The following is a 21,050-nucleotide window of genomic DNA, read 5'->3' as shown; positions in this document are numbered from 1 at the left end:
TGCGGTTAATTAAATGAATCCGCAGGGGATGGTTTTGCGGTAATTCTGGGAAAATAAGGATTACTGATTTCAGTTTATTATTTATGAAATGTCAAGGTGATTATTTTATGAAAAAGACTCTGATTGCACTGGCTGTGGCTGCATCTGCTGCAGTATCCGGTTCTGCAATGGCGTGGACTCCAAACGGTTCGGGTGGTTCAGTTGAAATGGGGGGTATATTTAGTCCGGCATCCCAGCAGGGGCCGTGGGAAGTGAAAGTTGGCGATGTGGTAAAAGGTCTGGATGCAACGCTCGAGAAAGGCCAGAAGACTGTTGAGATCCCTTTGAAGAGCGCTATTCCGCTCTTGGGTATTCGTACTCAGACTTCTGAAGCATTTAAGGGACAGCAGGGTATTTCTCCGCAGATTAGTTATGGTGATGTGGTTGATGTGGACTCATTTAGCGAGGGGATGACATCATTAACTCTGGACATAAAAGATTCTCAAGGTGAGAAGCTTGGTAAAGTTGAGACTATTATGGGGGCTGCTGCAATAGCTTCTTTCAAGGGTAGTGATATGCAGGGTGTCTCTTACGTATATGCCTCTGGTAGTGGGAGTGGCTTTTTTGGGGGGGTAGCTAAAAAAGCGAATGGCGTAAATCATGATCCTGAGGGTTTTGCGGAACAAGTGTTTCCTGAGGTAGAGCAACATTATAATCGTCAGGATGTTAGTGATATGGCTTCTCCAGCGGAGGTGAGTTTTTCTGATAACACCCGTACTTTTAGCGCTTTTTATGTATCAGCTATCCCTGTATCCTCAACAATCAATATCACCCTTGATAAAGAGATTAGCGGCACAGTTCAGTGGAACGCTTCTCTGCCGATTACTGTCTCCTACGCGTAATTTAGCAGCATCCGGCAGTAAAACCTCACCGTTTGCTGCTGATTAAAAATTCAGGCCACTGTTTCCGGTGGCCTGAATATACAGAACCGGGATATCGGAACAGGTGTTTTTTCTGTCGGAATGCGTTGTGATGCATGTCGGTTCTGTATTGTTTTCAGTGGGAACACTTTTGAATGATCTGGTTTTTATTTTTATATACTCCGGAACAGAGCAGAGTAAATAACAATGAAAATAGTGCATTATTATAAAGCCCTTCTTTCTGCCATTATTTCGGTGGCCCTGTTTTATTCGGCTGCGCCTCATGCAGATATTCTTGATGGTGGAGAAATTCAGTTTAATGGCTTTGTCACTGACGAAGCACCGAAATGGACCTGGCAGATAAGTTCACCTGACCAGACCTGGTCAGTGGATACTGCCGATGCACGTACAGAGAACGGACAGCTTGTTTTTGATTTGCGTGACAAAGGGGCGCTGCCGTTTCTGGAGGGACATCTGCATGAGGTGGCTGAGCGCGGTGGTCCCGGGTTCACGCCATTGATTACCTTCAGCAGTAACGGACAGCCTTTCGCCGTAAAGGAAGGCAGTGGCACTACGGCGCAACGTTTTCGCGCCTCTGTCCCGGTACGTGACCCGGAAACGGGAAATGTGTCGGGGCAGCTTTCTTTCACCCTGAATCAGGGGATGGCAGTCAGTGCCGGTGCACAGGAAGAGGGGGCGACAGTGCCGGCAGGGATGTCGCTGGTTGGCGGACAGAGCGTGACGGATGTACAGTCAGGAACGTTGCCACAGTGGCTGAAAACCCGCCTTTCCACATTACTTCTGATGAACCAGGGTTTTGGCAATGGCATGAGTGCCGCAGACAATGGTCAGGTCATCTCTCAGGGGATACTGGCTGACGGTCGGGTGATGAATCTGGCTGCGGCATATGCCTCTGTAGTGTCGGATTTTGAACTGCGGTTGCCGGCAGAGGGCACGCCTGCAGCATGGCAGGCGGGGCTGAATGTGACGGTCACGGTACAGTGATGGTTGCAGGGATATAAGGAGAGAAGAGAAGTGAAAAAGGTGACGTTGTTTCTGTTTGCTGCCAGCCTCCTGCCTTCCTGTGTACTGGCCTGGAACACGCCGGGAGAAGATTTCAGCGGAGAGCTTAAGCTGGAAGGCCCGGTGACCAGCACCCGTAATCCGTGGGTATGGAAAGTCGGACAGGGAAATGAAGGTCTGGAGGTTAAACAGAGCCGCGGTGTTCGTGACGGTGAGCAGGCAATTCCGGTCGCACTGCCGGCGATGACCGTTTTACTGGGAAAAACCACCCTGACCACACCGGCAGGACGTGAGGGGCTTTCTCCCCGGGTCAGTTACGGAAAGGGTACTGAGGGATTTTCGCTTGAATGGACAGCACCAGGCGTGGCGGAGGTGACGCTGCCTGTCACCGGAGATAATAACGTCCGGGCAGGCACATTTGTTTTCAGAATGCAGGCTGCGGGGGTGTTGCGCCATGTGAAGGACGGACAGCCGGCGTATGCCGGTGTGTATGACGACCTGAATGTGAATGGTCTGCCTGGTGAAAGCGCAGCCATGAAGACTTCTGATATTCCGGGTGTTCTGCAGAAGATGTTCAGTGGCGAAGGCCCCGGCTGGCTGCAGACAATGACCATCAGTGGTTATTCGGGAGTGAGTCATTTCAGTGATGCCTCTCTGCGTCAGGTTGAAGGTGCGTATGGTGCACAGACTGTGGCAGGCAGTGGTGAATTACGTCTGAACGGCATGATGCCGGAACGCTGGCGGGTATCACTGCCGGTAAGTATTGAGTACCAGTAAGCAGGAGGACGGTCCGGTGCTGAATATTATTCATCGTCTGAAGTCCGGTATGTTTCCGGCTCTGTTTTTTCTGACTTCAGCCAGTGTGCTGGCGCAACCCCTGACTATTCCGCCGGGCCACTGGCAGGAGGGAATGGCTGTGGGGGTAACGGAATTCAGCGGTACGCTGTATGTCCGCGATGTGTCCTGGCAGTGGCAGCCCCGCGCTGTGCGGATGAGTGCACCAGACGCCGTGCAGGCCGGTCTGACAACGGGTAAAAGCGGCATGGTCAGAGAAAGCCGGAGAGGGCAGGATTTTTATATTCTTGGCGGACATACCACATCACTGACAACTGCCCGTCCGGGGCTGCAGCCGGCGGTGACATTACTTCAGGTGGTGCCATCATCTCCCCGTATTGCGGCCCGGGGACAGGTGCGTTACGGGGAAATCACGTGCACGATGCGCCATCTTCTGGCATGGCAGGACAATATTACTGGTGGTCAGGGCTGGAGCGTGGTCAGCGGAGAGGTGACCACGCTGGGGGCCGAAAAGCAGGTGAACGGCTATGAATGGACCCCGGACTATGCCGGCTCGACGGCACGTTATGATGCGTTTATTTCGGGGGCAGAGTCGCTGTTGTCACAGGAGAATGGCAGCCAGCATATTGCCGGTGTCTGGGGGACATCCCTGAGTGATGTGCGGGTGAATTTCCCCGGTGCTGAGGAACCGGTAAAACGCTGGCAGGGAAGCCTGACGCCGGTGGTGGTGTATTTCTGATGAGAGGAAAACAAAGAATCGTGATTCCGGGAAGGTGGATAGCGGGGGCTTATGCAGCCCTGATATTCCTGATGTTGTCGTGATGGTTTGTCATGTAACAACAACAGACTATTTTCGCTCATTATCCGGTAAACACGCTTTGCATTCACGAACGGTAGTCCTTCATTTCGGGACTGCCGCCTGAGTATCGCCCAGACACGGCGATACCCGTATGCTGGCATATCGCCAATGATATCCAGGATGCGCGATAAGACTTCTGCATCCGCAGCCTCATCGCGCCTCTGACGCCGTTTATCTGGCTTGTTATCAGATGCCTTCATCCGTAATGTTAACTGCGCACGTGACACGCCCAGAACACGGCTTACCGGGGCTATTCCTTGTCCGAAGGTAACAAGGGCACATGCGCTATCCATTTTCGCGATTGTGCATACTCCACCGCTTCTTTGAGGATCTCAACTTCCATGGTTTTCTTACCCAGTAAACGCTGAAGCTGATTAATCTGCTTTATTGCAGCGGCCAGTTCAGAAGCATGAACAACGTCTTCACCGGCAGCCACAGCAGTGAGGCTTCCTTCCTGGTATTGTTTCTTCCACTTAAACAACAGACTGGGCTGAATTCCATGCAAACGCGCCACGTGGGACACCGTCATGCCCGGATCCATAGTCTGTTGAATAATTGCGATTTTTTTTTCCTGAGGTGTTTTACGTTTACGCACCTCTTTTCCTAACAAAACGCCAGCCATCTCAAAATTAGAACTAGTGTTAGACATATATCCAAGCCTATCTCTTATTTTAAGATACATCTACTGTCTGGTATTTCAGGGGCCAGCTCAGTTTTAAATTAATGATTTTTGCGGTGAACATCCTTTGTTACACCGCTTCTCGTAATATTAGTAATTGATTGTTGTCAGTTCTTGATAATTGTTGTTTTCTTCATTGTTATGCTCTATGTTTCTTTCTTGAGCTATATTTTTGGGATGCTTGCTGTGATTCTTCTGCCCTAAAAATATAGTTGGCAATGGTATCAGTTGATTATGATTTTCTAATACACCTCTGCTTCCATCAAAAAATATAATGTCATGATTGCTGGCGTGGTAGGAGCATAGAGATAACACTGAGCCTATAGATTGAAATGAGCCTGAGCTGGATGTTTTATATTTATGAGTTGGTATTAACAGATATCCGTGTAAGCTTGTTCTTATAGCTATTCCAGAAAGTGTTTCTGAAATAATTAGTTTTGCATTGTCATCTGACATGTAATGCAGAATGTTAAACCCAATCCCATTTTTTTTTATATCTGTGTGTTCTGTTATATTTTTGTACGTCCTCTCAGAGAAAAATGTTATATCATTGTTATTGACAATGATTAATAATGTGGCAAAAATCGCAATAATGGAAGTTATTACAAATGAAGTTTTCATTTTATAAAGTTGCATGTTTGTTTATCACAGAGAAGTGTTGACTCCATATCATCAATAAAGATAGTGTCTCCTTCGTGTGCGTCATCTATTAATTCACTCATTGTTTCTGATGTAGAAATTATCAGTGAACCACTATTTGTGTGCCAGTGCTTTATATTATTAGCGTATCTCGTATATATAAAGAAGTTGAACGCCCCCAAAAAAAACACACTTATTCCTATTGTTATTGCAGTTAAGAAATTTCGAATTTGTAGTTTGTGATGTCCTGTTTTTACCGTGTGTTTTGTGTTCATTGTTTTGTCCCCGGGAGAAGAATCGATAATTTTTATTTCAATTATTCCGGGAAGAAAAGAGTATCCTTCACCTTTGTGAGTTTTTATTATTTCTTCATTTTTTATTTTCCTTAAAACATCTCTTATGTGTTTTATTGCTACAGGGAGCGATGTTGCAGATACTACCCTTCCTGGCCAGCAATGTTGTGTTAACTCATCCCTTGATATTGAGGTTCCTTGTCTTTCATAAAGATATTTGATTAAAAAACATTCGTTTTTTGAAAGAGGATTAGATTCCCCATCTATTATTATTGCATTTCTTAATACGTCAAGAATAACGTTATGCGTTTTCATGCTGAGCAGGCCTTTCTTCTTTTTTGAAGGCGAAAATATAGAGATTAAGAATTTTTATGTCCAGATAGTTTTTTTTATGCGTGCATTATTATTTGTTATTTATTGCCGTTACTGTAAAGTTGTTTATTATTATCTGGCTATTAGTGGTTAATGCTGTTTGCTGAAGTCATGCTTTTTTGTTGTCGGGGAGGTGTATAGTTTTACGCATTTGATCGCTTATACTTTGATAGCGGATGTGTGCTGGGCTACAGGAACACCAGTCCCTCTGTTGCATTAGCAGTATAGTAATCCTTCCGATATGCTTGTTGTATGGGGTGTTAATAATGATTAATAATTGACCGTTGTGTTTGCTGCTGGCTTGTGGTTGTTATAATGGCTCCTGTTTGTCTCGTCGTCAGGAGTTTGCTCAAAATGTGTGGTGGTGATAGTGGTGAGTTGTTTAATGTATTACATCTTGTTCGCTTGATATTATTGCTTGTTCTTTATATTTTTAGCCTCGATTTTTTAAAAAACGTAATAGTTGTCCGTGGATGGCTGGCTGATAACAAATACTTAATGCAACGTAGATACTTCTTTAAGTGTCTCAAAAGCTTTATGCGCACAAATTTAAAATTCTGTGTTGTTTTGGTGCTTATAATTTTCGCTGAGACATGTTTAATATTGATTCCTCCTCTTGCTGATTTTTTTATTAATGTAGATGATTGTATGTGCTGTCCATGACATTTTGCGATAAACCATACACATAACATGAAGAAGACCGAATTATCAAGGCTAAATAGCAACTTGCCAGGTGTGAAAGACTTTTACGTCTGCCATAATGGTTAATGGTCAGGAGGCCTGACCATTGTTAGTGCCTGAGGTTATCCGATATTCCCATTTTACTTCATGAACTTTATGGTTTTGTTAAAAATATAACAAAATTTATTCAATAAAGCCCAATTTAAATAGCGCCTTGCCAGCCAGAGGTTCCAGGCTTGGAGTTTCCGGGTAAGAGGCCAGTAGTGGGAAAAAAACGGCACCGCCAATAATGCTTCGGCTACTGGAATCCACCGGACGCAAACCCCATATATTCTGATATGTCATTGGTACATGCTGCCCATTGATTACAGCATTACCTATATACAGCATGATGTGTCCTTGGATGTATACAAGAGTGGTGAAAGGTCTGCCATGATCCATGAGGTAACGCAGTCTTGTATTGATGTTCGCTTGACTGAGATTGACAAGCCGGGAAGCCGTCTGTATTTGTGCTGCAGAATTTCTGGGAAGCAATATCCCAAATGCAATCATAAGATTTTGTATTTCGGCAGAGCAGTCATTGTAATAGTTATAATTTCCCCAGCCATAGGGTCTACCGATCACTGCTTTCATCAGTATAGCTATATTATTGGGAGTCATTTTCCATGGCATAGCAACAAACTCATCTTCCTTGAGTTCGACGTAGCGAATTTGTGCGCGCCCATCATAGTTGCGTACAGGCACTGCAACCACAAAAACTCCGTTGCGTTTATTCCTGAATGGCAGGATAGTTCCTGGGAGGGCCGTAAAATAGTAGAGTTCTTTTTCATGAACGGAGTATGATTTTTTTATAAACGCTCCTAGATTTTTATTAGCCAGAGTCAGCCATTCAGTAACAAACTGTGGATCTACCATTGCTATATCTTCACTATATATCCAACCCTTGACAGTGGGAGATAAAACATATTTCCAGCGACCGTCGTTGCTTGTCGATAAGACAAATACAGGGGTGCCGGGACGGATTGATGATTCCTGTAAATTATCAAAAGGATAGCCTTGCCCAGCCTGACCTGGATTATCATAAGCCGGGTCGAGAGTCGGAAGAAGTCTGACCAGGGTTTCTCTAATGGTAATTCCCCGTCTTGACGGGTCATAAGTCCGGTCAATGTTGGTCGTCGCGTTATCCCTTATCTGCTGTTTCCATGTGTTCGTGTGGACTCTAAAATTTGCCCCCCAGAAAACACTTTTCTCTCCTAGATACTTTTTTATATTAGCATCACGATCTGCTTCAACCCCCTGGTTAAGGACGGATGCTATATAAAACATGTTCCATGGAGATTTTTCGCCTGCTTTCATTCCAAAATAGTGCGATTTCAGGTTAGAAAAATGGCGTGACTGTGCTGTTTTATCTATGACGGAAATATGCCTCTCTGGGCCGGAAGGGAACCAGTTATCGACAGATTGAGGATAATTTTCTATTGGAAATAGTGATTTTGTTTCGTCTATATAGTTGGTTAATTTAGAGGGGGGGGTAATATTGTGGCATGATGCTGATAACAGCAACGGAACTATTAAGCAAAGAGGCTTTATTCTTTTTGATATCTTACTTTTTTGCATATAGCTGACTCCTATAACAAATTAAACAACTTAATACAGCTCGCGTACAGTTGCTGCTCTTTCTGGCATCACATCCAGCAGGGCCATTTCGCAGCTGCTCGTACAAAACCAGAGAGCTAATTGTCATGCATAATATATGAAGTATTACTTTTTTTTTATTATTTTGTATTATTAATAATTATTATTCTCTAGCCTTAAGGCTGGATGGCTTTCAGTATGAGTGAAAATATTTGCTATAATGAAAGAAGGTCTAATATTTTATTTATTATAATCTGACTGACAACTCATTTGAGGGTTTTTAGTCAGAATGGGCTGTATAAATATATTGATTATGTGTGAATTGTATATATTAAAAATATCTGTGATTACAATTAATTAACAATGTTTGATGTAGGTGTTTTTTGACTCGCCAGACATAAAATAAAAAATTTCCTTTTATTAATATCTTGCATGGAGGCGGAGAGTTTAAAGAGATAAATTGTCGGGAAAGGGGATGGATGTCTTCCAGTTTTATATAACAGGCACAGGCAATCATAGCTGACTTCGATTCTCCGACGCTATTCTATTCCTCGGTTATGCCGAAAGTTGGCACCTTTTCTTAAAAGGTGCACATTAGCAACTGTCTGCGCCAATGATATAAGACGGTAATTCACCATTTGGATTGTCCACTCCACCCAACATGTTGTTTCCTTAAGGTTCCACACCAGAAAGGCCATCAACATGCTGAGCAGAGAGGACTTTTACATTGATTGCCTGCCACGGGCCTGCCGTCCACGCAGGATCAGAACAATGACAATTCAAGCGATTACAGAGTCTCTTTCTACAGCTAGGTTCTCAACATACCAACTACCTATCTTGGGCGGGGCTTCGCCAGAGCAATGCCTTGGAATCTATCTTTGGAATAAGCAACTTGCCAGTGCTTTTCTACCAGCACTTCAAATCATTGAAATTTCGCTTCGTAACTGGCTTTTTATGGCCAGATTTTGGCAGTAAAAGGTTATTCGCCTGCATGATCCGGTAAATGTTTGGGGTTAACCGGCCAGTTCTCTTCCTTCAGCACGCGATTGAGGTGCGCAGTCACGCGACGATAGCCGTTTGTTGCCCGTTCGCTGCATATCTGGCGGATAAGCGGTAACAGTCGGGCGTCATCGTCTTTGCTGTAGCGGGCTGACCGGTGCTGGCGTTTGTCCTGCAACCGGTCATACAGATTCGAACGCGATACACAGAGCACTTCTGCTATTCGGATGAGGGGATATCGTCCGGTGGCAGCAATGGCATGCGCGATATCAACTTTTTTGCCTGGGCTATCTCAAGCGCGTCGCGAAGGATTTCGGCTTCCATCGTTTTGCGTCCCAGCATCTGCTCAAGCTGTTTGACTTTTTTCTCCAGCGCTTTGAGCTCGGAGACGCTGACTACCTCATCGCCTGCGGCGATCGCAGACTTCCCACCATCGTTCATGAGCCGTTTCCACTTAAAAAGAAGACTGGGTGTGATGCCATATTGCCGGGCAACAAGTGAGACGGTGTAGCCGGGCTGCATGGCGAGCGCAACAAAACGGGCTTTCTCTTCGGGAGTATAACGGCGGCGCTTTTGCTCGCCAGTGATCACTTCGATTCTTTGCACAGGACACTCCTTAAACATAGCTCTATGACTATGTCTTACTGGTGAAGTGTCCGGTTTAAACGTGGGCTATTACAACTCTCTCATCATGAGCCATTATGGCGTAATTGGTTGCTGGTTTCCCGCCGCGCAGATCAGGTTTCCGGCTGTTCAGGATCTTCCTCTCCCTCCGCACAGCGCCATCTCCCGTCAGCACAACATGTAGTGCTGAATTCAGCTGCTAATGACACTATATGTTGTGTCATCTCCCTGACCTGTGATGCGCCGCGCAGGGGGCGGAAAACAGCGATATGATGATTTTCTCAGCGTGGTACACTTCCGGAAACCCGTCAATAACAGAAAAATCGGATCATCTGAAAACTACTGTTCGGTAATTTAATGGAGTGGTTATATGCCTGATTATTATTTCAGTATGTGAAATTCATTTTTGTGAAAGTCACTTTCTCAACAGAGTGGCACTCATCTGGCGATGATTGAGGTGTGGTAAAATTGCACGGCTAACTATTCAACTGAGGAAAGGACATGTTTACTGCATTCAATGAGAGAAATGATTTCAGTTATGCTTTTGAAAAAATCCGTAATGCGATTTCCGCGCCAGGAGAAAATAATGTTTATGCTGCAACAGAATTAGGTCTTGGCATTCTGCTCCGTAAATACGAGCAGTTTCGCCGGGAGCTGGATGTGGCCGGTGAGCTGGGAAACTGGGAATACGATCTCGATACCTACAATCACTGTATTGCGGTGCTGCAACGTTACTTCACTGGCAATCCATCCGGACTGACAGAACGTGACGCCCGGATTTACAGTCAGTACCTGCAGACTGAGCACAAAGGGTTTGTGAAGCTGGCTGAAGAACTGGCGGCTGACCGCTGAATACATACAGTAGGCGGGATTTCTTCTTTATTAAGACACTATAAGAGGTCACAGCAATATGGGTTGCATGAAGGAATATATGCAGGATCTGGAAGCTGAACGGTTTGATGAATGGCTTGAGGAGAATTACCCGGATGTTAATCCCAACTCTGAAGAATGGGAGCAGGCCGCGAACCTGTACTGCTGGGAGCAGGAAGCGCTGGCCGATCAGGCTCAGTGGGAACATGAACACGGGCTCTTTGTGGCTTCCCTGAACAATGTTCATCTGCGTTACATACACGCAAAGGAGGAGCTGAAGAAGCTGTATACCCTACTCGATAAGGAGCAGCCTGAACTGGTGTACAGGATGTCTTTCGTCCATGCCGTGACTGTAATGGAGGCGTACCTGATGTACTGCGCCAGGGCTCTGCTTGAGCATGACTGGCCCCTTAAACGTTTCCTTAATGAGTACTATCTGAAATCCGCACCTAAGGTCACTAATAAAGATAAAACCGCCGCCCGCACAATGGATGTTGAACTGTTCAGGCCTGCAGCCCGAAATTATGTTTCCCGAATGACATTTCATAACGTTAAAACCATTGAGCGCTATTTCGGGGCCGTGCTGCACATCCCTCCCGTCTGGCCAACTGAGCCACTGGGCATCATCTCAGACTGGCGAAATGATCTTGTACACCGCAACGGCGTGGATGAACATGATGTGCCACGGGGGATATCAGCACAGCAGCTGCAGAATACCCTGCAGAAAGTATCGGACCTGATAGAGGCTGCTGACATATCCCTGCGTCAGGAAGTTGACTATTTCGGTAACTGGCGTAATGAGGAAAACCGGGCAATCATCGCATCAGCACTGAATATATCGCCAGTCGGAGAGTCACACTGATGACCGGACTCGTTACCTTGGGGCAGCTGCCAGGAACGGCAGCTCAGTTGCCTGTGTCCATCGACTATCCGGCGGCGCTGGCCCTGCGCCAGATGGCTCTCGTTCAGGACGAACTGCCCAGATACCTGCTGGCTCCGGAAGTGAGCGCCCTGCTCCACTATGTTCCCGATCTGCACCGCAAGATGCTGCTGGCAACACTGTGGAATACGGGCGCGCGTATTAATGAGGCACTGGCGCTGACTCGGAGTGATTTTTCGCTCACGCCTCCGTATCCGTTTGTGCAGCTGGCCACTCTGAAGCAGCGGACCGAAAAAGCAGCCAGGACGGCAGGAAGAATGCCAGCCGGTCAGCAGACTCACCGGCTGGTTCCGCTCTCCGACGCCTGGTACGTCAGCCAGCTGCAGACGATGGTGGCCACACTGAAAATCCCCATGGAACGGCGTAATAAACGAACAGGCAGGACAGAGAAAGCGCGGATCTGGGAAGTGACGGACAGAACGGTCAGGACCTGGATTGCGGAGGCGGTTGCCGCCGCTGCCGCTGATGGTGTGACGTTCTCTGTCCCGGTCACGCCACATACGTTCCGCCATTCCTATGCGATGCATATGCTGTATGCCGGTATACCGCTGAAGGTCCTGCAGAGTCTGATGGGGCATAAGTCCATCAGCTCAACGGAGGTCTACACGAAGGTGTTTGCACTGGATGTGGCTGCACGGCACCGAGTGCAGTTTTCGATGCCTGAGTCCGATGCGGTGTCTATGCTCAAAAGAATTCCATAAGCTCTGACTTTTTTAAATCCCTTTCGGATATCTCATGGATATATTATCGGTATTTCATATTCTGTTGACATGCAGGACCGGTATAGAGTAAAAAACATCTATTGAGTACCTCTTGGATATCCGAAAGGTGTCTTATGGGGTCTTTATGGGTATTACATGTGGATTCTGGAGATACACTATGCCTGTTATTGCTAATACGCATCCCAAAGGTGGTGTGGGTAAGACAACTTCATCCGTAAACATTGTTGGTGAAATGAAGTCTGATACAGTTGATCTGGATACTCATACCGGGCTTTCTATCATTCTGGGGCTGAGACCTGAAGGAAAAGAAATTTCCGTGAAAGTACCCAAAACAGTGGATGAGTTAATCGAAATTATGACTCCCTACAAGAACAGCGATAAGACGTTACTTATTGACTGTGGGGGATTTGACTCAGATCTTACCCGTACTGCGATTGCCTTTGCAGACTGCGTTATTGTCCCTTCAAAAGACTCCCTGACTGAACGTATTGGTTTGATGCATTTTGATGGAGTACTGGACGAAATCAGCTCTATCATGGGGACCGATATAACTGCTCACCTGTATCTCTGTAAAGTTAATCCTAACAAGAAGAAATTCCCTAAGCTTGATGCAATCCTGCCATCGTTCAAACATCTGAAGCTGATGAAGAGCCGCATTTCTGCTCGTGCAGAATTTGAGGATGTCATTGAGACTGGGATGGGAATCACTGAGTCTGTTCATGGGCGCTATTCGGCAGGAGGTAAGGAAGTTATTGCCCTGATCGAAGAAATCAATCATCTGATTGAAAATAACAAACAGTAAGGTGTGTCTATTGGGTATCCATATAGTATCCTTTGGGCTTTTGATGGATATCTTTTAAGTATCTAACAAACATCCTGGGTTATCTCATGAGCAAAGTGAAATTTAGTGCACAGGCTGAAAAACTGAAAAACCTGGTGGATTCTGCCAGATTACAAACTTCTTCTTCTGCCGTAACAGCAACAGCCCCGTCTCAGCCAAATGAAGGTGCAGAGGTAGTTTCAGGCCGTCCCGTGGCTGCCAGGACGAAGGCTAAGAATCTTAAGGCCATACCGCTGTCGTATTTTGAAGCTCATGCGGAACTTAAAGCGACCAGTAAAACATCTCTGGATTTTAGCTCATATATTATTGAGGCTATAAGAGAGAAGCTTGAACGTGATGGTGCAATAGGTCAATAAACTATCGGATACCTTAAGGGTATCTGATGTGTGTCTTTTAAATGCGTTATGGGGATTCTTCACGTACCTAAAGAGTCCCCATTAGACATCTTTCTGTTTATGGTGACATGATTCGTCACCGCTTTCCTTTCCTCTCAGTTTCACCATTTCATTCCTTTTCCCTTAACCTGAACCATGATGTCCACGATGTTTTTATATTGCATTTATGTATCACATATAACCTTCATAATGTTTTTGTATCTATGATTTCCTCTGGTCTTAAAGTTGTGTGTACAATGTACATGTAATTTATCGTGTTTTTATGTTGCATTTGTCCTTTCGGAAAGACCGTTTTTTCATTATAATTGAATATACATTGCATGTATGAAGCATGTTTGTTTTTTCTATTTGTTTATGAGCAACGGAGACTGGTTATGAAAATCTTTATTGATGATGGTTCTACCAACATTAAACTTGCCTGGTTGGAGGATGGTGACGTGAAAACGTTAATCAGCCCTAACAGCTTTAAACCGGAATGGTCTTTTAGTTTACTGGATGATGCTGCTCCGGCTAATTACGAGATCGACGGCGAGAAGTTTTCATTTGATCCATTAAGTGCTGATGCTGTCGTAACGACTGAAACACGCTATCAGTACAGTGATGTGAATGTTGTGGCCATTCAGCATGCGCTACAGCAGACCGGCCTGAAAGCGCAGCCTGTTGATGTCATCGTCACATTGCCGATCTCTGAATACCTTGACGCCAACAATCAGAAAAATAAGCAAAACATTGAAAGAAAGAAAAAAAATGTGATGCGTGAAGTACGGGTGCAGGGGAGTGATGCATTTGTTATTCGCAGTGTTTCTGTTCTTCCTGAAAGTATTCCCGCTGGTTTCAGTGTTCTTGCGGGGCTTGAGGATGATGAATCCCTTTTGATCGTAGATCTCGGTGGTACAACTCTTGATGTGTCGCATGTTCGTAGCAAAATGACAGGGATTACAAAAACCTGGTGTGATCCGAATATCGGCGTGTCCCTGATTACATCCGGGGTTAAGGAACAGATGGCTGTACATGCTAATACAAGAGTGAGCTCATTCCAGGCTGACAATATCATTGTGCACCGTAATGAACCTGACTACCTTTCCCGTCGCATTTATAATGCTGAACAGCGTGAGTCTATCATTAATGTTATCAATGAACGGCAGAAGTTGCTTATTAAACGAGTTAATGATGTCATCAGCCGTTTCACCGACTATACACATGTAATGTGTGTTGGTGGTGGGGCTGAAATTGTGGCCGAGGCTGTGAAGAACCTGACTAAGGTTCCTGATGAGCGCTTTTATCTGAGCTCATCCCCGCAGTTTGATTTAGTCATGGGAATGATAAAAATGAAAGGTGGTGTGACTAATGAGTGATGAAAATAAATCCAGACGCTGCTCATTTGAACTTTTCCCGGATGAACGGACAGGAGATAAGATAGCAGATGAGCTCATTGCAAATGAAAAACTGAAGGAGCGGGGACGTTTCATGCGCGCGATGTTAGTTACTGGTGCGGCGTTTGCAGCTATAGATAAACGTCTTCCTTTGCTGATATCGGAGTTACTGACAGAAAATACGACTCTGGATGATATTAATAAGGTGATTTCCAGCGTAATACCAGGTGCTTTTTCGGTTGAAAAGAAATTGCTTGAATTACTGGAAAAACAATCTGGTCTCCATACGTCTGTGGATTGCAGTACTCCTCTTACAGAGCAGAGTCTGTCGAGAAATGACGGTGAAGACCAGACCAGAAGAAACGCTGAAAATATGTTCGGAGATGACTGAACTAACCCAGCCTGGCCAGGGGAATATCTCGCCATTTAGTTGTATAACACTGACTCAACATTTCCCGTTTCATTTGCCATTCAGGGGCGGTTCCTCGCCCCGCAAACCACACTTTCCCTTTTCCAGACTGGTTCAGTTCATCGAGTGTTTTCATTAACTTTTCGCTGTTTTTACGGGGCTGGATCTCATCAAATAATCCCGGCTGCGCTATACCCGATGGTGTGAAATCAGCCAGCATGACACCTGCCTTCATATAGCGGTACCCTTCACGCCAGACATGGTTTAAGGCTCTGCATGCGGCGGCAATAATGTCCCGGCTGTCCTGTGTGGGCAATGGAAGCTTTTCCACAGCGGCATTGCTGTAACAGGGTTCTTTTACTGCAAAGGGTGATGTCCGTACAAATGTCGTCACCTGCCGGCAATACTGACGCTCCCCACGTAGTTTCTCTGCGGCCCGCTCTGCATACTGAACAACAGCCTGGTGCATGGCATCTTTGTCTGTGATTCGTTCACCAAAACTGCGACTACAGACAATCTGCTGTTTTGCCGGTGGTGCTTCTTCCAGGGATATGCAGGACTCGCCGTTGAGTTCGCGTACCGTACGCTCAAGAATGACGCTGAAGTTTTTCCGGATGAATGCCGTGTTAGCCTGCGCCAGCTGCAGTGCTGTGTTAATACCCAGTGCATTCAGCTTTTCCGTCAGTCTGCGTCCTACTCCCCAGACCTCACCAACTGGCTGCAGCCCCAGTAGCTTCAAGATCCGATTACGGTTTTCTGCCGTCAGCGCGACCACACCGGAAAACTGTGGCCATTGCTTTGTTGCCCACTGTGCACTTTTTGCCAGCGTTTTTGTAGGCGCAATGCCCACCCCCATGGTGAGTCCTGTCCAGCTCTTTACCTGTTCCCTGAGCTGATGACCAAAAAACTCCGGAGAGATGCAATGATTTATCCCCCGCAAATCAATGAACATTTCATCAATTGAGTAGGGCTCAACTGCGGGAGAAAGCGACTCCAGAACAGCCATAACCCGTTGGCTCATGCTGTGGTACAGCGCATAATTGCTGGAAAATACATGTATTTTCTTCTCCAGGCGCATCTGTCTCACCTGAAACCAGGGCTGCCCCATTCTGATGCCAAGGGCTTTTGCCTCCGGGCTGCGCGCGATCACACAGCCATCGTTATTGCTGAGTACGATGACCGGTTCGTTGCGAAGGTCCGGGCGGAAAACTTTTTCACATGAGGCGTAGAAACTGTTGATATCAGCCAGTGCAAACATCAGCGTAACTCCCGCGTCCTGTGTATCACGTGAGTGACAACACCAAAAATACAGATGTTTTCCGGATACAGTGTGCGGAACTCCGGGCTGTCTGAAACCGGCTCCAGTGCCGGGCGTGGGCGCAACAGCAGTCGTTTGACGGTGAACTCACCGTCGATCTCAGCGATAACGATGTCCCCGTGTTGTGGTTTTTCGGCCCTGTCCACTACCAGCAGATCACCATTCTGCACGCCAGCCTGGTTCATCGATTCACCGCTGGCGCGCAGAAAGAAGGTGGCTGCAGGTCTGCTGATGCAATAGCTGTTCAGATCCAGTTCCTGCTCAGCATAATCAGTGGCAGGCGAAGGAAAACCGGCCTGGCAACGATCGGCAAACAACGGTCGCACGTAACTGTCATCGCCTGAAGGGTCAGCCGGACGGTGATAAACGGTACTCATGCTGCAGGCAGCCAGCTGTCGTCCTGCCAGATTTCTTCCAGCAGAGACAGGATACGTTCTTTATCCTTGTCGTTGCGGGCTCCTGTGACAGATACAGACGGGGCGCTGCCCTGGTCTATACGCAGCCAGATTTCCGGGTAGTGTGGTTTCAGACGTTGTTCGATTTCATTCTGTAGCGCCTGAAGTGTGCCTGATTTGAGGTTTTTTGTGCTCTGGCGGTCGAAAAGAATTTCAATGCGGATCATGTTCTCATCTCCCTTTTCTTTTGCTGTATGTATATACAGTATTCTAATAACTGAATCCACACACAGTCAAATGTCATTATTGTGACTAAAAAACGCTCAATTCTCTGAGAGTGTGGCTGTATGCCTGCTGTGGACTGCTGTGTCCAGCTTATCCACAGCATTTTGCGCACGGTTCTGTGAATAAAATACCTAGTTACCCAGGCCGTGCCGGCACGTTAACCGGGCTGCATCCGATGCAAGTGTGTCGCTGTCGCCGGCCTCCTCACCCGGTCACGTTTCGTCGTTCCTCCTCCACGCGCTGCGGCTTCGGGGCCGCACCTGCATTCGTATGCGGTCGCCCGGTTACAGGTGCGGCACGGCCTGATGGAGGCCGCATGTGAGAGGAGAATTCCCATGCCAAACTGGTGCTCGAATCGTATGTATTTTTCTGGTGAACCAGCACAGATCGCTGAGATTAAACGACTGGCCAGCGGTGCAGTCACACCGCTTTATCGCCGCGCCACAGATGAAGGTATTCAGCTGTTTCTGGCCGGTAGTGCCGGACTTCTGCAGACCACTGAAGATGTGCGGTTTGAACCGTGCCCCGGACTGACGGCTGCCGGACGTGGTGTTGTATCGCCGGAGAATATCGCGTTCACCCGCTGGCTGACACACCTGCAGAACGGTGTGCTACTGGATGAACAAAACTGCCTGATGCTGCATGAACTCTGGCTGCAGAGTGGTACTGGCCAGCGTCGCTGGGAAGGATTACCGGATGAGGTCAGGGAAACCATCACCGTGCATTTCACCGCCAAAAGAGGTGACTGGTGTGGCTTCTGGAGTAACGAGGATGTATCGGTGTGGTGGAACCGTCTGTGTGACAATGTACTGCCGGAAAAAACCATGCCGTTTGACCTGCTGACGGTTCTGCCCACCCGCCTGGATGTTGAAGTGAATGGCTTTAACGGTGGTGTTCTGAACGGTGTTCCTTCTGCGTATCACTGGTATACGGAACAGTATGGCGTGAAGTGGCCTGTGGGGTATGAGGTGAATATCAGCAGTCAGGGAGACAACTTCATTCAGGTTGATTTCGACACGCCGTGGTGTCAGCCGGAAAGCGACGTTATTGCAGAATTAAGCCGCCGTTTCAGTTGCACACTGGAGCACTGGTATGCCGAGCAGGGCTGCAATTTCTGTGGCTGGCAGCGATATGAGCGTGGAGAGCTTGTTGATGTCCTGTGGGGGGAACTGGAATGGTCTTCCCCGACAGATGACGATGAGCTGCCGGAAGTCACCGGACCTGCGTGGATTGTCGACAAGGTGGCGCATTACGGTGGATGAATTCTGACGGAGACGGGCGGGCAACCGCCCGTTTCTTTTCCGACAAAGGATGTCGCCGTGCTCCTCTTTTTACTGCGCCGGCTGACGCGGCGCGGCATAAACGCTGCCTGTGGTCAGTGTCCCGCGTCCGGCGGGCACGGGACGGGCGCTTTTACCGCTCCCGGCTGGCACCGGTGACAGTGTACGCCAGCCCGTCGCCCTTTTCTGATGAACGCCCTTCAAGCCGCTTTCGCGGCATAGCCTTGCCGTCAAAAAGACGACGGCTGCGGTATTCCACGGTCGGCCTGACCCGTTACCGGACGCGGTGAACAGCCCACAGGCAGCGGGGAACGGGCACCACAGGGGTGCCCTCCCGGTGCCCTCTGTAAGAGAAGGAGGCTTTTATGTCCCGTTTTATCCTGGGTGACTGCGTGCGAGTTATGGCCACGTTTCCGGACAATGCTGTCGATTTCATCCTCACCGACCCGCCGTATCTCGTCGGTTTCCGTGACCGTTCCGGGCGCACCATTGCTGGCGATAAAACCGACGAATGGCTGCAACCGGCCTGTAATGAGATGTACCGCGTGCTGAAAAAAGACGCGCTGATGGTGAGCTTCTATGGCTGGAACCGCGTCGATCGCTTTATGTCTGCCTGGAAAAATGCGGGATTCAGCGTTGTTGGTCACCTGGTCTTCACCAAAAACTACACATCGAAGGCCGCATATGTGGGCTATCGCCACGAATGCGCCTACATCCTGGCAAAAGGCCGTCCACGTCTGCCACAAAACCCGCTGCCGGACGTGCTGGGCTGGAAATATTCAGGCAATCGTCATCACCCGACGGAAAAGCCTGTTACCAGCCTGCAACCGCTGATTGAGAGCTTCACACACCCGAACGCAATTGTGCTGGACCCGTTTGCAGGCAGCGGCTCAACCTGCGTTGCCGCCCTCCAGTCCGGACGCCGGTATATCGGTATCGAGCTGCTTGAGCAGTATCACCGTGCCGGACAGCAACGACTGGCTGCCGTACAACGGGCCATGCAGCAGGGGGCCGCGAATGATGACTGGTTTATGCCGGAGGCTGCGTAAATGAACTATGCCGGACACGAAAAACTTCGCGCCGAAGTGGCGGAGGTGGCCAATGCCATGTGCGACCTGCGTACAACCATGAATGAGATGGAGCGGCGGTACAGCTTTAATGCTGACACCCTGCCGGAACGTCTGGTGCGTCAGACGTTGTTTCGCGCAAACCGCCTCCTGATGGAGGCATATACCGAAATTCTTGAACTGGATGCGTGCTTCAAAGATTAAGGAGGAGACGAAATGTACGGAACATGCGAAACGCTCTGCCGTGAGCTGGCAGCAAAGTATCCGGGAAACACGCCGCTGATGCTGCTTATCTGGTCCCCGGAAGAGATTCAGGCACTGGCCGACGGTATGGAAATTTCTCTGACCGATCATGAAATCAGGACTGTCCTGGCGCACCTGGAGGACATCCCGGAAGACCAGCGGATTGAGTCCGGTATTTCTTCCGCCGCTGCGATGGAGATTATCAGCAACGTGAGCGAAAACCGCCTGGTGACCGTCTCTGCTGAACTGCTGGCGTCCCTGATTCAGACCGCTGAACAGGCACTGTGGAAACGTGAATGGGCCGCCCGTGATAACGGCCTTGCCGTCCCGGAATGTGTTACCCGCCGTCAGGCAGTGATTAATCAGGCCCGCACCCTGCTGAAAAACAACACACACGAAAACAACTGATGTTATCGCCGCCTGCCCTGCGGGCGGCGATACAGGGAGAACGCTTAATCATGAACAAAACGCTGAATGCACTGGTTTGTCGTCACGCCCGTAACCTGCTGCTGGCGCAGGGCTGGCCGGAAGAGACGGATGTTGACCAGCGAAATCCGAACTATCCGGGCTGGATCAGCATTTACGTGCGGCTGGATGCGCCCCGGCTGGCGACGTTACTTATCAACCGTCACGGCGGCGTACTGCCGCCGCACCTGGCCTCCGCCATTCAGAGACTGACCGGAACCGGGGCGGAACTGGTACTGTCCGGCAGTCAGTGGCAATCGCTGCCGGTACTTCCGGCAGACGGAACGCAGGTGTCTTTCCCGTATGCCGGAGAATGGCTGACCGAAGACGAAATCAGGGCTGTTCTTGATGCGGTGCACGATGCGGTACGAAGCATCTGTTACCAGGTGGCAGAAGATGCGCGGCGTATCCGTGCGGCGCTGACCACCACCGGTCAGACGTTGCTGACCCGCCAGACGCGCCGCTTTCGCCTGGTCGTGAAGGAAAGCGATCACCCCTGCTGGCTCGATGAAGATGACGAAAACCTGCCCGTGGTGCTCGATGCCATCGTGAACCGGGGAGCACGTTTTTCGTCGGTGGAAATGTACCTGGTCAGCGATTGTATTGAGCATATCCTGTCCAGTGGGCTGGCCTGCGATGTGCTGCGTATACCTGATGAAACGCCCCGCCGCTGGTTTGACCGTGGTGTTCTGCGGGAGGTGGTCCGGGAAGCCCGGACCGAAATCCGCAGCATGGCGGATGCCCTGGCAAAAATCCGGAAATGATGACACTGGCGGGGTAAATTCCCGCCTTTTTCCTGCCGGTCCCCGGACAGAGCACAAAGGAAGTCGCCGCCGGCTCCGCTTTACCCGGCCATGCAGAGCATGGCCTTGTGGTTTTTCAGTTATGTGGCCTCAGCGTCGTGTGCGGGCTGTGCCGTGCCTCCATCTTAGCCGGGCTGGCGTTGATG

Annotated in this window: 23 protein-coding genes and 3 pseudogenes; 18 read left to right on the top strand and 8 right to left on the bottom strand. The window is 48.5% G+C overall.

Annotation, left to right across the window (positions count from 1 at the left end):
• Positions 1-107: 107 nt before the first annotated feature.
• The 4 genes from A7098_RS20955 to faeJ all read left to right on the top strand — a co-directional run bounded on the left by A7098_RS20955 (position 108) and on the right by faeJ (position 3,456).
• A complete protein-coding gene (locus tag A7098_RS20955) occupies positions 108-881 on the top strand; it encodes a fimbrial protein (protein ID WP_105281384.1) in 774 nt (257 codons plus the stop codon).
• A 225-nt stretch (positions 882-1,106) separates the two neighbouring features.
• Positions 1,107-1,904: a F4 (K88) fimbria minor subunit FaeH gene (faeH, locus tag A7098_RS20945; RefSeq protein ID WP_089559539.1), complete on the top strand. Its 798-nt coding sequence runs from the start codon at positions 1,107-1,109 to the stop codon at positions 1,902-1,904.
• A gap of 30 nt (positions 1,905-1,934) precedes the next feature.
• Positions 1,935-2,699 (top strand): F4 (K88) fimbria minor subunit FaeI, encoded by a 765-nt coding sequence (gene faeI, locus A7098_RS20940; RefSeq protein WP_016262320.1) that lies wholly within the window; start codon positions 1,935-1,937, stop codon positions 2,697-2,699.
• Positions 2,700-2,715: 16 nt separating this feature from the next.
• Complete coding sequence (gene faeJ, locus A7098_RS20935; RefSeq protein ID WP_089581705.1) at positions 2,716-3,456, top strand: F4 (K88) fimbria accessory protein FaeJ; 741 nt, start codon at positions 2,716-2,718, stop codon at positions 3,454-3,456.
• Between the two features lie 80 nt (positions 3,457-3,536).
• On the opposite strand, the pseudogene A7098_RS20930 reads toward faeJ, so the two are convergent.
• The 4 genes and pseudogenes from A7098_RS20930 to A7098_RS20910 all read right to left on the bottom strand — a co-directional run.
• Positions 3,537-4,198: pseudogene (locus A7098_RS20930) on the bottom strand (IS3-like element ISEc48 family transposase); the annotation flags it as partial.
• A gap of 147 nt (positions 4,199-4,345) precedes the next feature.
• Entirely contained in the window at positions 4,346-4,876 is a 531-nt protein-coding gene (locus A7098_RS20925) for a PsaF/MyfF family fimbrial adhesin regulatory protein (RefSeq protein ID WP_089559535.1), read from the bottom strand.
• Positions 4,873-5,502: a winged helix-turn-helix domain-containing protein gene (locus A7098_RS20920; protein ID WP_089581704.1), complete on the bottom strand. Its 630-nt coding sequence runs from the start codon at positions 5,500-5,502 to the stop codon at positions 4,873-4,875. The genes A7098_RS20925 and A7098_RS20920 overlap by 4 nt, the downstream gene beginning before the upstream one ends.
• Positions 5,503-6,423: 921 nt before the next feature.
• Positions 6,424-7,857: an SH3 domain-containing protein gene (locus tag A7098_RS20910; RefSeq protein WP_089559529.1), complete on the bottom strand. Its 1,434-nt coding sequence runs from the start codon at positions 7,855-7,857 to the stop codon at positions 6,424-6,426.
• Positions 7,858-8,646: 789 nt separating this feature from the next.
• Between A7098_RS20910 and A7098_RS20905 the strand changes: the two genes are divergently transcribed.
• On the top strand, positions 8,647-8,850 hold the full coding sequence (locus tag A7098_RS20905) for an Abi family protein (RefSeq protein WP_089640910.1): 204 nt from the start codon (positions 8,647-8,649) through the stop codon (positions 8,848-8,850).
• On the opposite strand, the pseudogene A7098_RS24320 reads toward A7098_RS20905, so the two are convergent.
• Positions 8,839-9,480 (bottom strand): annotated as a pseudogene (locus A7098_RS24320) (transposase); the annotation flags it as partial. The gene A7098_RS20905 and the pseudogene A7098_RS24320 overlap by 12 nt on opposite strands.
• A 519-nt stretch (positions 9,481-9,999) precedes the next feature.
• Between A7098_RS24320 and A7098_RS20890 the strand changes: the two are divergent.
• The 7 genes from A7098_RS20890 (at position 10,000) to A7098_RS20860 (ending at position 15,030) form a co-directional block, all read left to right on the top strand.
• The gene (locus A7098_RS20890; protein WP_000493380.1) at positions 10,000-10,350 is read left to right on the top strand and encodes a hypothetical protein; all 351 of its coding nucleotides are present in this window, start codon (positions 10,000-10,002) and stop codon (positions 10,348-10,350) included.
• A 58-nt stretch (positions 10,351-10,408) separates the two neighbouring features.
• A complete protein-coding gene (locus tag A7098_RS20885) occupies positions 10,409-11,230 on the top strand; it encodes a hypothetical protein (protein ID WP_001316850.1) in 822 nt (273 codons plus the stop codon).
• Positions 11,230-12,009 carry a site-specific integrase gene (locus A7098_RS20880; RefSeq protein WP_000147280.1) on the top strand — a complete coding sequence of 260 codons (780 nt, stop codon included), beginning with the start codon at positions 11,230-11,232 and terminating at the stop codon, positions 12,007-12,009. Before A7098_RS20885 ends, A7098_RS20880 begins: the two co-directional genes overlap by 1 nt.
• 178 nt (positions 12,010-12,187) lie before the next feature.
• Positions 12,188-12,832, top strand: coding sequence for a ParA family protein (locus A7098_RS20875; protein WP_001144036.1), 645 nt, complete (start codon positions 12,188-12,190; stop codon positions 12,830-12,832).
• A gap of 86 nt (positions 12,833-12,918) precedes the next feature.
• Positions 12,919-13,227 carry a hypothetical protein gene (locus tag A7098_RS20870; protein ID WP_000048808.1) on the top strand — a complete coding sequence of 103 codons (309 nt, stop codon included), beginning with the start codon at positions 12,919-12,921 and terminating at the stop codon, positions 13,225-13,227.
• Between the two features lie 413 nt (positions 13,228-13,640).
• Positions 13,641-14,621, top strand: coding sequence for a plasmid segregation protein ParM (locus tag A7098_RS20865; RefSeq protein ID WP_000688514.1), 981 nt, complete (start codon positions 13,641-13,643; stop codon positions 14,619-14,621).
• Positions 14,614-15,030 (top strand): plasmid partitioning/stability family protein, encoded by a 417-nt coding sequence (locus tag A7098_RS20860; protein WP_001278818.1) that lies wholly within the window; start codon positions 14,614-14,616, stop codon positions 15,028-15,030. The genes A7098_RS20865 and A7098_RS20860 overlap by 8 nt, the downstream gene beginning before the upstream one ends.
• Before the next feature lies 1 nt (position 15,031).
• Here the strand turns inward: A7098_RS20860 and A7098_RS20855 are convergent, their stop codons facing one another.
• From A7098_RS20855 to A7098_RS20845, 3 genes are read right to left on the bottom strand one after another with little or no spacing between them, the layout of a single operon-like run.
• The gene (locus tag A7098_RS20855; protein WP_000457498.1) at positions 15,032-16,306 is read right to left on the bottom strand and encodes a Y-family DNA polymerase; all 1,275 of its coding nucleotides are present in this window, start codon (positions 16,304-16,306) and stop codon (positions 15,032-15,034) included.
• A complete protein-coding gene (umuD, locus tag A7098_RS20850; protein ID WP_000109071.1) occupies positions 16,306-16,743 on the bottom strand; it encodes a translesion error-prone DNA polymerase V autoproteolytic subunit in 438 nt (145 codons plus the stop codon). Before umuD ends, A7098_RS20855 begins: the two co-directional genes overlap by 1 nt.
• On the bottom strand, positions 16,740-16,988 hold the full coding sequence (locus A7098_RS20845) for a DinI-like family protein (protein ID WP_000618110.1): 249 nt from the start codon (positions 16,986-16,988) through the stop codon (positions 16,740-16,742). Before A7098_RS20845 ends, umuD begins: the two co-directional genes overlap by 4 nt.
• Positions 16,989-17,405: 417 nt before the next feature.
• Between A7098_RS20845 and A7098_RS20835 the strand changes: the two genes are divergently transcribed.
• The 6 genes and pseudogenes from A7098_RS20835 (at position 17,406) to A7098_RS23790 (ending at position 20,865) form a co-directional block, all read left to right on the top strand.
• The gene (locus A7098_RS20835) at positions 17,406-18,308 is read left to right on the top strand and encodes a DUF1281 domain-containing protein (RefSeq protein WP_001298864.1); all 903 of its coding nucleotides are present in this window, start codon (positions 17,406-17,408) and stop codon (positions 18,306-18,308) included.
• Positions 18,305-18,616: a hypothetical protein gene (locus tag A7098_RS20830; RefSeq protein WP_032141194.1), complete on the top strand. Its 312-nt coding sequence runs from the start codon at positions 18,305-18,307 to the stop codon at positions 18,614-18,616. Before A7098_RS20835 ends, A7098_RS20830 begins: the two co-directional genes overlap by 4 nt.
• Positions 18,617-18,691: 75 nt before the next feature.
• Entirely contained in the window at positions 18,692-19,375 is a 684-nt protein-coding gene (locus A7098_RS20825) for a DNA methylase (protein ID WP_000085874.1), read from the top strand.
• Positions 19,376-19,597, top strand: a complete 222-nt coding sequence (locus A7098_RS20820) for a hypothetical protein (protein ID WP_001104885.1) — start codon at positions 19,376-19,378, stop codon at positions 19,595-19,597.
• Positions 19,578-20,044, top strand: a pseudogene (locus tag A7098_RS20815) (DUF1380 family protein). Before A7098_RS20820 ends, A7098_RS20815 begins: the two are co-directional and overlap by 20 nt.
• 50 nt (positions 20,045-20,094) lie before the next feature.
• A complete protein-coding gene (locus tag A7098_RS23790) occupies positions 20,095-20,865 on the top strand; it encodes a hypothetical protein (RefSeq protein WP_058799122.1) in 771 nt (256 codons plus the stop codon).
• Positions 20,866-21,050 lie beyond the last annotated feature (185 nt).

Origin of the sequence: Escherichia sp. MOD1-EC7011 (genome assembly GCF_002965005.1) — a bacterium.
GTDB lineage: Bacteria > Pseudomonadota > Gammaproteobacteria > Enterobacterales > Enterobacteriaceae > Escherichia > Escherichia ruysiae.
This window is presented reverse-complemented; position numbering and strand designations above follow the sequence as displayed.

Bases quoted from the DNA above. Each gene is read 5' to 3' on its own strand.
- A7098_RS20955 (WP_105281384.1), top strand. From the start codon at position 108: ATGAAAAAGACTCTGATTGCACTGGCTGTGGCTGCATCTGCTGCAGTA.
- faeH (WP_089559539.1), top strand. From the start codon at position 1,107: ATGAAAATAGTGCATTATTATAAAGCCCTTCTTTCTGCCATTATTTCG.
- A7098_RS20925 (WP_089559535.1), bottom strand. From the start codon at position 4,876: ATGAAAACTTCATTTGTAATAACTTCCATTATTGCGATTTTTGCCACA.
- A7098_RS20920 (WP_089581704.1), bottom strand. From the start codon at position 5,502: ATGAAAACGCATAACGTTATTCTTGACGTATTAAGAAATGCAATAATA.
- A7098_RS20910 (WP_089559529.1), bottom strand. From the start codon at position 7,857: ATGCAAAAAAGTAAGATATCAAAAAGAATAAAGCCTCTTTGCTTAATA.
- A7098_RS20905 (WP_089640910.1), top strand. From the start codon at position 8,647: ATGACAATTCAAGCGATTACAGAGTCTCTTTCTACAGCTAGGTTCTCA.
- A7098_RS20890 (WP_000493380.1), top strand. From the start codon at position 10,000: ATGTTTACTGCATTCAATGAGAGAAATGATTTCAGTTATGCTTTTGAA.
- A7098_RS20885 (WP_001316850.1), top strand. From the start codon at position 10,409: ATGGGTTGCATGAAGGAATATATGCAGGATCTGGAAGCTGAACGGTTT.
- A7098_RS20880 (WP_000147280.1), top strand. From the start codon at position 11,230: ATGACCGGACTCGTTACCTTGGGGCAGCTGCCAGGAACGGCAGCTCAG.
- A7098_RS20875 (WP_001144036.1), top strand. From the start codon at position 12,188: ATGCCTGTTATTGCTAATACGCATCCCAAAGGTGGTGTGGGTAAGACA.
- A7098_RS20870 (WP_000048808.1), top strand. From the start codon at position 12,919: ATGAGCAAAGTGAAATTTAGTGCACAGGCTGAAAAACTGAAAAACCTG.
- A7098_RS20865 (WP_000688514.1), top strand. From the start codon at position 13,641: ATGAAAATCTTTATTGATGATGGTTCTACCAACATTAAACTTGCCTGG.
- A7098_RS20860 (WP_001278818.1), top strand. From the start codon at position 14,614: ATGAGTGATGAAAATAAATCCAGACGCTGCTCATTTGAACTTTTCCCG.
- A7098_RS20855 (WP_000457498.1), bottom strand. From the start codon at position 16,306: ATGTTTGCACTGGCTGATATCAACAGTTTCTACGCCTCATGTGAAAAA.
- umuD (WP_000109071.1), bottom strand. From the start codon at position 16,743: ATGAGTACCGTTTATCACCGTCCGGCTGACCCTTCAGGCGATGACAGT.
- A7098_RS20845 (WP_000618110.1), bottom strand. From the start codon at position 16,988: ATGATCCGCATTGAAATTCTTTTCGACCGCCAGAGCACAAAAAACCTC.
- A7098_RS20835 (WP_001298864.1), top strand. From the start codon at position 17,406: ATGTATTTTTCTGGTGAACCAGCACAGATCGCTGAGATTAAACGACTG.
- A7098_RS20830 (WP_032141194.1), top strand. From the start codon at position 18,305: ATGAATTCTGACGGAGACGGGCGGGCAACCGCCCGTTTCTTTTCCGAC.
- A7098_RS20825 (WP_000085874.1), top strand. From the start codon at position 18,692: ATGTCCCGTTTTATCCTGGGTGACTGCGTGCGAGTTATGGCCACGTTT.
- A7098_RS20820 (WP_001104885.1), top strand. From the start codon at position 19,376: ATGAACTATGCCGGACACGAAAAACTTCGCGCCGAAGTGGCGGAGGTG.
- A7098_RS23790 (WP_058799122.1), top strand. From the start codon at position 20,095: ATGAACAAAACGCTGAATGCACTGGTTTGTCGTCACGCCCGTAACCTG.